Annotated in this window: 12 protein-coding genes and 1 pseudogene; 4 read left to right on the top strand and 9 right to left on the bottom strand. The window is 34.4% G+C overall.

All coding sequences use genetic code 11. The annotated features are described in order from the left end of the window. Positions 1–11: 11 nt before the first annotated feature. The 4 genes from anmK to RTP99_RS05285 all read right to left on the bottom strand — a co-directional run bounded on the left by anmK (position 12) and on the right by RTP99_RS05285 (position 3,132). Positions 12–1,163 carry an anhydro-N-acetylmuramic acid kinase AnmK gene (gene anmK / locus RTP99_RS05300; protein WP_000289013.1) on the bottom strand — a complete coding sequence of 384 codons (1,152 nt, stop codon included), beginning with the start codon at positions 1,161–1,163 and terminating at the stop codon, positions 12–14. Between the two features lie 22 nt (positions 1,164–1,185). Then, positions 1,186–1,452, bottom strand: a complete 267-nt coding sequence (locus RTP99_RS05295; RefSeq protein ID WP_001021969.1) for a hypothetical protein — start codon at positions 1,450–1,452, stop codon at positions 1,186–1,188. A 79-nt stretch (positions 1,453–1,531) separates the two neighbouring features. After that, entirely contained in the window at positions 1,532–2,815 is a 1,284-nt protein-coding gene (locus tag RTP99_RS05290) for a PTS sugar transporter subunit IIC (protein ID WP_001032281.1), read from the bottom strand. 11 nt (positions 2,816–2,826) lie between these two features. Continuing rightward, the gene (locus tag RTP99_RS05285; protein ID WP_000865885.1) at positions 2,827–3,132 is read right to left on the bottom strand and encodes a PTS sugar transporter subunit IIB; all 306 of its coding nucleotides are present in this window, start codon (positions 3,130–3,132) and stop codon (positions 2,827–2,829) included. Positions 3,133–3,360: 228 nt separating this feature from the next. On the opposite strand from RTP99_RS05285, the gene RTP99_RS05280 reads away from it, so the two are divergent. After that, the gene (locus tag RTP99_RS05280) at positions 3,361–4,920 is read left to right on the top strand and encodes a glycoside hydrolase family 10-like protein (RefSeq protein ID WP_000635970.1); all 1,560 of its coding nucleotides are present in this window, start codon (positions 3,361–3,363) and stop codon (positions 4,918–4,920) included. A gap of 39 nt (positions 4,921–4,959) precedes the next feature. Here the strand turns inward: RTP99_RS05280 and RTP99_RS05275 are convergent, their stop codons facing one another. The 4 genes from RTP99_RS05275 to RTP99_RS05260 form a co-directional block, all read right to left on the bottom strand. Then, positions 4,960–6,111, bottom strand: a complete 1,152-nt coding sequence (locus tag RTP99_RS05275; RefSeq protein ID WP_000895917.1) for a DUF6688 domain-containing protein — start codon at positions 6,109–6,111, stop codon at positions 4,960–4,962. 167 nt (positions 6,112–6,278) lie between these two features. Continuing rightward, a complete protein-coding gene (locus tag RTP99_RS05270; RefSeq protein WP_000008359.1) occupies positions 6,279–7,112 on the bottom strand; it encodes a DUF3974 domain-containing protein in 834 nt (277 codons plus the stop codon). Positions 7,113–7,136: 24 nt separating this feature from the next. Further along, entirely contained in the window at positions 7,137–8,249 is a 1,113-nt protein-coding gene (locus tag RTP99_RS05265) for a toxic anion resistance protein (protein ID WP_000137402.1), read from the bottom strand. A 313-nt stretch (positions 8,250–8,562) separates the two neighbouring features. Beyond that, on the bottom strand, positions 8,563–9,156 hold the full coding sequence (locus tag RTP99_RS05260; protein WP_014893748.1) for an O-methyltransferase: 594 nt from the start codon (positions 9,154–9,156) through the stop codon (positions 8,563–8,565). Between the two features lie 303 nt (positions 9,157–9,459). Between RTP99_RS05260 and RTP99_RS05255 the strand changes: the two genes are divergently transcribed. The 3 genes and pseudogenes from RTP99_RS05255 (at position 9,460) to RTP99_RS05245 (ending at position 10,820) form a co-directional block, all read left to right on the top strand. After that, positions 9,460–9,618: a hypothetical protein gene (locus tag RTP99_RS05255; protein WP_001100983.1), complete on the top strand. Its 159-nt coding sequence runs from the start codon at positions 9,460–9,462 to the stop codon at positions 9,616–9,618. 80 nt (positions 9,619–9,698) lie between these two features. Continuing rightward, a pseudogene (locus tag RTP99_RS05250) lies at positions 9,699–10,007 on the top strand (TGS domain-containing protein); the annotation flags it as partial. Between the two features lie 180 nt (positions 10,008–10,187). Continuing rightward, positions 10,188–10,820: a cupin domain-containing protein gene (locus RTP99_RS05245; protein ID WP_000203236.1), complete on the top strand. Its 633-nt coding sequence runs from the start codon at positions 10,188–10,190 to the stop codon at positions 10,818–10,820. Positions 10,821–11,408: 588 nt separating this feature from the next. On the opposite strand, the gene RTP99_RS05240 is transcribed toward RTP99_RS05245, so the two are convergent. Next, positions 11,409–12,199 (bottom strand): exosporium glycoprotein BclB-related protein (locus tag RTP99_RS05240; RefSeq protein WP_312364448.1); only part of this gene is annotated, 791 nt, incomplete at its 5' end.

Genomic DNA, 12,199 nt, shown 5'->3' with positions numbered 1-12,199 from the left:
CCTCATTTTCATCATCTTATTGGAGGGAATGTTATATTCCCTAATACTACAGATTGCATTGCACCTGTTGCGCTCGGCACGTTACTCGGATTACGATGATACGTTTCGTTTGCTAAAATGGCAAAGGCGATTGCTTCTTTCGCCTCTGAAGAATAGCCTATATCTTCTTGAATGAATATTGTACATTTTTCATCCTTCAATCCATACCGTATCATTTCAACAAGTGTGTCATTATAACTGCCGCCACCGCCTAAAATTACCTCATCAATTTCATAATATGGCAGAATAAACTCCTTATAATGATGAACAATTGAACTTGCTGTAAACATCGTGACAGTCGTTAATATATTTTCTTTACTATGCTTTTCATACCGCTTCAATAACTGACTTACAAACTCTTCACCAAACTGTTCTCTACCAGTTGATTTCGGTGGATTCATTTTCAAAAATGAATGATTCATACAATATGTCAAAATTTCATCTACAACTTCACCCTGTTCTGCAATTTCACCATTTTGATCATATGGCAACTGAAATAACCTTTGACATACTTCATCAATTATCATATTACCCGGACCAGTATCAAAAGCTATAACATTCTGATCACTTTTTTGACTTGGTATTACGGTAACATTACCAATCCCGCCGATATTTTGTAGTAGTCTATTTTTAGTTGGATGACGATATAAAATAATCTCTGAATATGGTACAAGTGGTGCACCTTGTCCCCCAGCTGCCATGTCCATCGTTCGAAAATTAGAAATAACCGTCGTATTCGTTTCATATGCTATTACTGCAGGTTCCCCAATTTGCAATGTGGAAGATATCATATTACCTTCTGGCTTTGGCTGATGGTAAATCGTTTGTCCGTGAGAACCTATCAAATCTAATTGTTCCAAAGAAAAATTGGCCTCTTTACAAACTTCCTTTACGGCTTTAGCGAAACATAAACCTAACTTAAAATTCAAACTACATATGAGTTGGACATTTGAATTTTTTATTGATAATACTTGCTGAATCTCATTTTTTATATCATTACGAAATGGCACAGTAGTAAAATGGATGAGTTCAACTTTAGAACCTACACCGCTTCCTTCTATATGAACGAGTGCTACATCTATACCATCTAACGAAGTACCAGACATTACCCCTGCAACATACATAACATGTATGACCTCCTCTTTATTAAAAAACAATCATGTAAGTTACAAACGTACAGCCAATTGAAAATAATATAAATCTAAAAAACAACTGAGCTTTCGATGCAAACGATCCATCAATAAAAGAAACAACTATTGTAAGCAAAATGCTTGCCGCAATGCTTGTAACGAGCCATATACTATGCATTTGTGATAGATGTAGCATTCTTAATAAAGGCACAAAAAGTAAATTCGCACATATCACTCCAAATAATAATAAAAATACACCTTTATAACTAAATTTTATATTCATTCCATTTCATCCTCTCTGGACTTCATGTGAAAGAAGTGATAGGCAAAATACCTATCACTCATAAATTAAAGCATAAAGATTATGGATTAACAGATTCCCCTTCACCATTCTTCTCAATTTCAAGCATATTTTTGTCGTACATTTTAAAGAATGGTAAATATATAAGGAACGATATTGCTATATTTATAAAAACTAATACTATTGCACGCCAATCTCCGCCTGTAGCTAAATACGCACCAATTGGAGCTGGTAATGTCCACGGTGGCATAATATGTGTTGGTGTCACAAATCCCATCGCAGTTGCAGAATATGCAACTGTTGCCGTTACAAGTGGTGTAATGATAAATGGGATAATTAAAATTGGATTTAGTACAATCGGTAATCCGAATATGACTGGCTCATTTATATTAAAAATCCCCGGAACAATACAAGTTCTTGATAATGCTTTCGAATATTTTGATCGACCAAATACAATCATAGCTAATACAAGCCCTAATGTCGCACCAGAACCACCAATCCATATAAACCATTGATATAACGGCTCTGGTGAAATAAATGGCAATTGATCTGCTCCACTAGCAACAGCTTCTCCATTTTTCCCTAGGTATACTTCCCATAATGGCCGAGCAACAGTTCCAACAACCGACACACCATGGATTCCGAATGACCAAAAAAACGTAATTAAAAACACTGGAATCATTACACCAAAGTAACTATCCCCAGCTTTTACTAATGGTGCTGCTAATTTATCAACAACATGGTGTAAATCAATGCTAAAAACGACAGTTACTAGACTCATTATAATAATAACGAATGCAGCAGGTATAAGTGCTTCAAATGAACGCGACACAGATGGCGGTACTTGTTCTGGCATTTTAATCATTACATTTTTCTTCTTACAAAATCTTAAAATCTCTACGGATAAAATAGAAACAATCATCGTCACGAATAACCCATGACCTCCGAGATTTGTCATCGGAAGCATAAATCCTTTTTTATCAATTAATTCGGGGGTTAATGTTAATAGCAGTGAACATACTGCAAGCTGTGCTCCTGATAAAGCATCTAGTTTATAACTTTTCGCCAAATTATATCCTATTCCAAATGCTATATATAAAGACATAATAAACATAGTTAACCGATATGGTATTAATATACTTGTTTGATTCTTTAATGCCCAAACGGATATGAAGCTATCTTTCGGTAATGGTGGAAATGCTACGATTAAAAAGAAACTTCCTACGATGATAAACGGTAATGCTGAAATAACTCCATCACGGATTGCTTGTAAATGTCTCTGTTCAGAAAGTCTTGCCATCGGTCCAGATAAGTTTTTATCAAGAAACGTGACAAACTTATTCATAACGGTTCCCCCTAACGAATTAAATCATTTACAGTCTTTAATAAAGTCGGTCCACCAAGAGGCGTATATGCTTGCGGCGGTATAATACCGCACGGGATAGCTTCCTCTTCTGCGAATTTTTTAACAGAATCAAATCGATGTCTAACTTGAGGTGCAACCATTACAACGTCCCAGCCATTCTTTACTTCTTCCTCTACCTCATTTGTTCCAATCGCATGCACTTCCATGTTCATACCCTTTTTCTCCGCCTCTTTTTTTAAAGCGTTTACAACAATTGCACTGGACATTCCTCCAGAACAAACGAACAAAACCTTCATTTATGAATCCTCCTATACTTATAATTTACTACCCTTCAAATGAAAGGAAGTTTCACTTTACTAACAAGCATATGAAGAAGTAAAAGAATTTAGTTATACTGAAAGTAAATTTCATTAAAAATATTTTTCCTATTAAATTAATGTTTCAATATACAATTTTCTCTATTGCAAGGCCAACCTTGCCTCGTATATTATCTTAGATAATCATAATGATAGGGAGGCGTATACATGATCGTTAAACGTTTATTTATGATATGTTGCATCGTCATCTTGTTCATCCCTTTCTCTTTCATTTCCCCTCACTTTACTTATGCTGAAGTAACTACTACGTACAAAAAACACGAATTACGTGCTGTATGGATTGCATCTGTTCTTAATATTGATTGGCCCTCAAAAATTGGCTTACCAATTGAAAATCAAAAACAAGAATTTATCGAATTATTAGACGATGCAAAAAACACTGGTATGAATGCAGTCATTGTACAAATAAAACCAACTGCTGATGCCTTTTATCCTTCCAATTACGGCCCTTGGTCTGAATATATTACCGGTACACAAGGAAAAGATCCCGGATACGACCCACTAGCATTTATGATTGAAGAAGCACATAAAAGAAATATAGAATTCCACGCATGGATTAATCCATACCGAATAACGATGAATCACACTGATATAAATCGATTATCAAATAATCACCCTGCAAGACAGCACCCGGATTGGGTTGTACCTTATGGCGGAAAATTATATTACAACCCCGGTATTCCAGAAGTAAAAAAGTTTATAACTGAAGGTGCTTTAGAAATCGTACAAAATTACGATGTTGATGCATTACATATGGATGATTATTTTTATCCATATAAAGTGGCGGGTGAACAATTCCCCGATCAAAAAACGTACGAATTATATAATAACGGTAGATTTACAAATATAGAAGATTGGCGACGTGACAATGTAAATGAACTTGTAAGAGATTTAAATACTGCTATAAAACAAGAAAAATCATACGTAAAGTTTGGCATTAGCCCATTTGGCGTATGGCGAAATATAGCTGATGATCCGACTGGCTCTAACACAACTGCCGGCCAAAGAAACTTTGATGATCTTTATGCTGATACACGTGAGTGGATACAAAAAGTTTACATTGACTACATCACACCGCAAATATATTGGAATATAGGTTTTACTCCTGCTGCGTATGACATATTAGTAGATTGGTGGGTAAAAGAAACAAATAATAAACCAATCCACCTATACATTGGTCAGGCAGCCTATAAAATTAATAATAATTCTGTCCCCGCTTGGTCTGATCCTGAAGAATATCCAAGACAGATTGCATTAAACCGGCTATTCCCTCAAATTAAAGGTAGTATGCATTTTAGCTTAAAAGACATTAATAATAATCCACTTGGAGTGAAAGATAGACTCTCAAAAGACATATATAAACATCCTGCATTAGTCCCACCTATGCCTTGGCTTGATCATGAACCACCAAAACAACCTACTTTAAAAGGTGCCATTCCAAGAGATGAAGGGGTTGCTGTAGGTATCATTGATAATAGAGAGAATGATTCTGCTTATTACGCTATTTACCGCGTGAATGGAAAAAGTGAAGTGAATATAGAAAATCCGAAAAATTTACTTACTACTGTAAGAAAGACAAAGCCTGGAGAAATTTATGTAGATAAAACGGCTATTCCTGGAGAAACATATACGTATGTAGTAACTGCGGTTGATCGATTGCATAATGAAAGTGTTGCTTCTAGTAAATCTACTATTCAAGCAAAATAAAAGTAAGAGCTCGCATTTTTTGAATGCGGGCTCTTACTTTTATTTTCGTAGTTCACTATATTGAATATGAATTCTATTCTCAGGGTTTTTATCTACTGTGTAAAGTACAAATAAGAAGAACCATTCTAGTGGCTTCATTAAAATATAAACAAAGTCAGCCGACCATTTCGTATTAATATGTTTACTAATCGGATAACCATATTTATCATAAAAATTACGAATAACCTTATGACATTTTGGTACTCGCTCCTCAATTACATTTTCAAAGGCGTTCGCAATTAATAACTGTCGATTAACTGTAATTCTTTCTCCATGCCTAATTCCTGCTCGTAACGGCTTAACAATATTTTTATGCCCTTTCACAGAAACTGTACATAAATAATGCCCATCCCCGGAGACAATTTGAGGACTTGGAGCAGGAATCTTAGAATAATTAAAGCTACTTGTTTCCATAAACACTCTTATAAAACTATCTGGTTTTTGCCCAAACAGTATTAAAATAAATTGAACAATTAACAATATAGGAAATAAACTTATAGTCCAAACTGTAGCCATTTTTTGATACCCAAAAGAAATACGCTGCAGATATAATATAATCCTGCTGCTCTGCTTATAATCTTTCTCATGCTGAGACTGTATGAAATAACTTAATGAATCTCTTAATTTTGCTATAAATAATAGACTAAATGCAAGCATCCCAACTTGAATACAAAAGACTGGAATGTATCTCAATCCTCCGAATTCTGTATAAAAGACAAAGCCTGTATGGGTAATATATATGAATGTATATACGATGTTTATTATCATTAAAGTACTATAAAAAATATAAAATATTGGTGAAAGTTTTGTTAAGCCTGTTGTTAATCTCCAATAAGAAACTCCACCTAAAACAACTAAGAGAACCACTATAGCAATGTGGTCATGTGCTAAAGAAGCATATTGATCAGACATCATTCCGTTCTTTTCAAATTTATGTAATGGTATTCCTCCTCTTACATCATTTGCATTCCACATAATACCTAAACCAAAGATAAAATAACTCAAACATATTGATAATATTTCCTGTGGCTCGAACTTTAATATACTTGAGGAATTTTCCTTCTCTCCTTGGAAACTATTCCATGCTTTACTAATAGGATAGCCAAGAAATAAAAATAGAATTACAAATAGTATGACTAACTCAAATAACACAATACCATACCCCTTTTATAATAATTGTTTACACAAAGTACTAAAAACCATTCTATATTTTACCATTTATTAACGTTTGTATATACAATCTTACAAAAGATTAAACTCTCTCAATTCAAAAAAAAACGCCTAAAAGCTGAAACATTCAACTTTTAAGGCGATTTCTTCTATTTATTCTTAAACTTCTCAGTCGCTGCTCTCATCTTCACATTCAAATCGTGATCAATCGAGTCACGAATATCTCGCTCTACTTCTTCCATTTCTTTTTGGAAATTTTGCAAGTAGATTTTTAATTCTTCTTCTTTTTCTGGCCGTTGTGAAGGTGGTAATTGTACGACTAACGATAGCATCGCTATTAAATCTTTCATTAAGAACGTTTCAAGTTTATGTTGCTGTTCAAACATACGTTGCTCTTGATAATATGGCAAAGCATTTAATACTGAAATTGTAATATCATCAACCGTTCGTTGTAATGAAGGATTTATTGAGCGTTTATACGCTTGAATTGTATTTAATGCATCTGGATATCGATCATAAAAATACAATTTATAAAACGATAAATCTGTCGGTTTTACTGTTTGCTGCGTTTCTTGTCTTAAAAAATCTTTTACTTTCATCGCTGCTACATCAATATCTTCATTAGTAAGCTTTTTCGTCGTTTTTGCCATTACATGTACTTTTTTCTGTTTTTCTTTCGGTAACATTGAGAATACTTGCTCTCTCGTACGTTGACCCGATGCACAGAAAAGCGTGTTTAATATATGTTGTTCTTTTTTTCCTTCAGTACGAATCCAGCGATAAAAGAGTGGATGTTGTGTAAATTCTTGTAGAAACGGTAATGATTTATTCGATAACTTATCTAAAGAATCGTGTGCTCTTTTATATGGCTTCGTCCATGAAAAATACAGTTTACGACCGAAATATACAACTAAAACAACGACAGTAAATGCGATTAAAAACAATGTACCGAGTAGTAATAATACAGTTTGAATGAAACTCATTTTTTCACCTCCTCTAAAAGTCTGCTATTTTCTTGGGCGCTGAATGAGTTTTTGTTTCATTTCATCATTAAATGTGTCTAGTTCAATAACAAACTTCTTACTTGACTCGATAATACGTTCTGACGATTTTTCAGAAGCTTCAATTGCAGCAAATACGTTTTGGAATGATTCACGTAATTTATCCATGCTAATTGCAGGATTTTCAAGTAATTTCGTTGTTTCTTCTGTATTTTGTTTTAATGCCTGAGAATTACTTAATACCATAGACTCAATTGCTTCATTTGTTGCATTCACTGCATCAATTGTTTTACGTTGATTTGTTAATGCTAACTGGATAGCAGCAGAAACTGTTACAACGTTTTGCGTCATCGTAATTGCATTACGAATTGCCTCTGTTAACTTTTCATTATTTTTCTTAATAATGTCTACAGATGCAATGGATTGTAATAACACACTTTTCGCTTGCTGCATATTGCGCGTACGCACTAAAATCTTTTCTAATGCATCATTAATTAATGGAATATCCCTTTGACGTTCTGGATTTTGTTTCTCAGCTTCCAGCATGCCAGCAAGTTTTTTCCCTAAGTATACTTGCTTATCAAGCGCGTGAATTTTATCGTGTGATTGCTCTTTAAGCATTTCAAGACCAACTGTATCTTCTTGTAAATTATCACGACCAATTAGAAGTGATCTTATAATCTCCTCAATTTGCTTATCTATAGATTGATATTTATGCACGTATGTTTCAAGTGGATTTTTCTTGAATACTTTAAACATAATTTTCTTCATACCACTTGCTTTTAGTGAATTTGGATCAAGCTCTGATACTACTTTGCGTAATTCTAACAACGTATTTGGAATTTCTTCATTCTTTCCATTCATCATCGCTGTGACAGGACGTTTTAATGCTGATAGCGTTTGTCCTGCTGCTTGCTGTTCTTTATCCCCTAAATCTCCTAGCTGAGACAATACTTTCGATAAATCTGTATTTTGCTCGCTATTCAACTTTTGTACATAAAGATCGGCTTCTTTGTTTAATTCATCAAGTTCTTCATCTTTTATAACTGTATCAACTACTACTTCTACATTATTATCTTTCACAATTGATACGGGTTCTTTTTTCTCGAGTTCAGTCAACAAAATCGCTCCTTTATTTATATGTGCGAATTTATGTGCACTATATTTCATCTAATATATTGTATTTCATTTGCAAACAGCCTATATGAAATCAATTTTCAAGAAATACCTGCTTATGCAGTCATTCCCTGTTTCTTACTATAAGTATACCTGTAAACAACATAATTTTCCTCAGACTTAAGACCTAGAGACCGACATGCTGAAGGCGGATTCTTCGTATGTTACGTATATAAATTACGTCCTTCCCATACTACTGCACTCAATCTTTTGACATACACCCTTTTTCAATGTGATAATTATATTACGCTAAAATCTATTTCTTCTTACGCGCTACAAATGCACCATTTTGAAATGCCAATAATACTGTTTCAAACATTTCATCTTCTTCAATCATGTTTATAAACTCGGCTAATTCACTCGCATGAGAAGTAGCATTATCGACAACAAGAAGACTTTTTGGTTGTAAAATGCGTTTTATATGCTCCAGCCACCACATGTATTGCGTACGCTCTGAATCTAGGAAAATAAAATCAAATGAATGATCTAGTTGTGAATCTAAAAATGCCCCTGCTTCTTGATTGTGAACATCAATCCTTTGTAAAAGATTTGCCTTTTCAAAATTGGCAAGTGCCTCTCCCACTCGTTCTGAAGAAAGTTCTACAGTTGTTACATTTCCATTTGTTTCTTCTACTGCATTAGCTAACCACAATGTAGAATAACCATTAGAAGTTCCAATTTCCAAAATGTTTTTTGCACTACACCCTTTTACTAAAATTGATAAAAATTGCCCCATCTCACGAGAAATATTCCGTAATTTTTCTTCCCGTGTTTTTTTATTTCGATCATGCTCTTCTCCATATTGTTCAAGTTGAAATAATAATGAATCTAACGTATCCATTCTTTTCATCGCCTTTCCACAGCAATATGATGAAAAAGCTCTCGTTGCCCGTCTACTTTCATTATATGCGAAACGAAAACCTTTTTCTCGTTATATGATAAAGATTTGAAATTTTTTATAGCATATTGTTTCGTTTTTTGGTAAAGTTAATTTCTACGTGCAATTATTCCATTCATACTATTTTTATTTCAATTGCAGTTGTTAAATCATATAAACCTCATTTAAATGAATCGGTATTTCAAATTCAATTAAGCGCCCTTTCCGGACGCATTTTCTTTTGTTTATATATTTTTAGAAGAAAGGATGCTTATAATGAACGTGATTAGCTTAGATGCCGCTCGAAAGCGAAAGCAGCATAAAAAATTAATGATTACTATACCGATTATTTCACGTATTTATGAAGAAGACGGGGAAATTAAATTTGAGGTAGCTGGCGAAAAAGACGTACCTCTTGAAATGTTAGAGAAATAATGAAAAAGACGCACTTCTAAAGAAATGCGTCTTTTTTTATACTATTATATTTAAGCGTATAAGTTTTTCCGGATTAACCATCATATAAAATAATGAATGATACAATTGTGAATAACAATTTATTAACTACAGATCCAATTGCGTTCCAAAATCTAGTATCGTATGAACTATTTGAAAATACCATAACGGCTTATACTTCAGATTTACACCCTATTTATTTACCAGATGGTGCTACAATTATTGATTTTACTTTCTCTGCATTTCCAAACATTGCACATAACATGAAAAAAGCAAAATAAATGGTATACCTGTTCCACTTAAAAAAAGTATCTCATTTTGATGTCATAGAAATCCATTTTGATTTAAAACAAAACTTGGTATTAGAGTGACCCAATTATGCCAATACCGCTAAAGCACAATTAATTATTCAGCAAAAACTATCTTAAATAACCCATATTTCGTATGGAATAGGCAAATTTATTATGATACCAACAACTGCACATAACAAACACTAGACACATATCCTAATTTTGTAACCTTACTTACTAATAGAAAGGCGGGTAATACAAATGACCTCTAATATCGATTACACTTCCCCCTCAACTAACTTCACTCATGATTTAAATAGAAGTAATTTTTTTCAGAAAGATGCTCAAAATTATATAAACGTACTTGGCGTGAATCAATTAAATACGTTAGAAAATACTTCTTTATTAGATATCTATTTAAGTACAGGAAATGTTGTAGAGCCGCACATACATCAAAATGCAGCTGAACTTGTTTACTGTATTTCAGGATCTGCTGTTGTTTCTTTACTGAATCCTTTTACAAATCAAATATTAAACTTACCGATAAAACCAGGGCAAGTTGCCAACATTCCAAAAGCTTGGTGGCATTATGAAATTGCGACAGCAGATGGTACCCATTTATTAGCTATTTTCGACGCCCCAACGCCAGAAGTTATTTTTGGTTCTGATATTTTACGATTAACTCCTGCTAATATAATGGCTCATACTTACTGTCTCGATGAACAACAATGGAAACAAGCGGTATCCCCTATTCAATCCACTACAGTAATTGGCCCTCCAGCAAATTGTAATCAGAACCGCGGAACGATACCCCCTGCAACTCATCCTCCTAATCCACAACAAAATTTATATTACCAAGATTCATATTATTTTCCTCTTTACTGGGGATATTAATTTATATTATGAAAGGACAATTATTTATCTCCTCGGAAAATACGTAGGAGATTTTTTTATTGTATACCCATTCCTATTTATTATCGTAACAATTAATAGAATAGCTACATATAATAGTTATATATTTAATTGGAGGTGATAGTACTATGAGTAATTATAACTACCGAAAAAACTACTCTCATAATAAAAATAGTAGTTCATCAGCATCCTCTCAGTCTTCGAATTCTCAATCTTCCAATTCCCAATCGCAAAGAGATTTAACCAATCAAGGCTATGTAAAGAAAAAAGGATGTAACTGTAATAAAAACAAATAGTTTATTTGGACAATGAAATTTCATCACTCACAATAAACTGTTTACTCCCCTAGTATATAGTTTATTGAAAGGCTGAATTCTATTTTTAATAGAGTTCAGCCTTTATTATGTATGTGGAATATTGTAAGCTCATTAACTTATTTCATAAATTACAAATCATATTTTTCCAATTAATTTATTACCTATTCCCCGCAAAAATATGGCCCTCCCTAATAAAATTAGGAAGGGCCATATACAAGTGTCCGTTCACATTTCAAACAGACATTGTTACAAGTTAGACGATATTAATACCTGCACTTACAAATCCAGCTACTGCTGCTATTGGACTTGCTGCTGTTAAGGAAACATATACTAATATTTTATCCCCAGCTGCTACTGGAATAGCTTCAGGTATGATCCCTGATGCTGTAGAACCAATTGCTATCGCAGCAAATGCTGGTGTTAATAATAGTGGTGCGCCTTGTACTGTAAACGTATTACTTGCAGCAGGTGCAGTTAATATTTGTATCTGTACTTGAACAGGTGATAAAGGAGATAATGCAGCTGTTGCACTAAAGAAACCTGCTAATGACGTAATAGTTCCTGCGCGTGGTGCTACAAATGCATAATCACCTAGGCCTAACGCTAATGTGATACTAGTTCCACCCGTTAAAGCTACACCAGGCTGACTAAATCCAAATCCAAGAAGAGTTCCTGTATTTGCTACTAATGCGTTAACTAACGCAGCTGGTGTTGTACCCGAAGCGAATGGAATAATAGCTCCGCCACCTGTTGCTCCTGTTGCTCCTGTTAAGCCTGTTGCACCAGTTAAACCTGTTGCTCCCGTTGGGCCTGTTGCTCCTGTTGGACCTGTTAAGCCTGTTGCTCCTGTTGGGCCTGTTAAGCCTGTTGCACCAGTTAAACCTGTTGCTCCCGTTGGGCCTGTTGCACCAGTTAAACCTGTTGCGCCACCAGTACCTGCTGGACCTGTCGCTCCTGTCGGGCCTGTTGCTCCTGTTGGGCCTGTTGCTCCTGTTGGACCTGTTGCTCCTCCTCCTGGACCTGTTGGACCTGTTGGACCTGTTG

The organism is Bacillus sp. (in: firmicutes), from assembly GCF_031983925.1.
Classification (GTDB): domain Bacteria; phylum Bacillota; class Bacilli; order Bacillales; family Bacillaceae_G; genus Bacillus_A; species Bacillus_A pacificus.
This window is presented reverse-complemented; position numbering and strand designations above follow the sequence as displayed.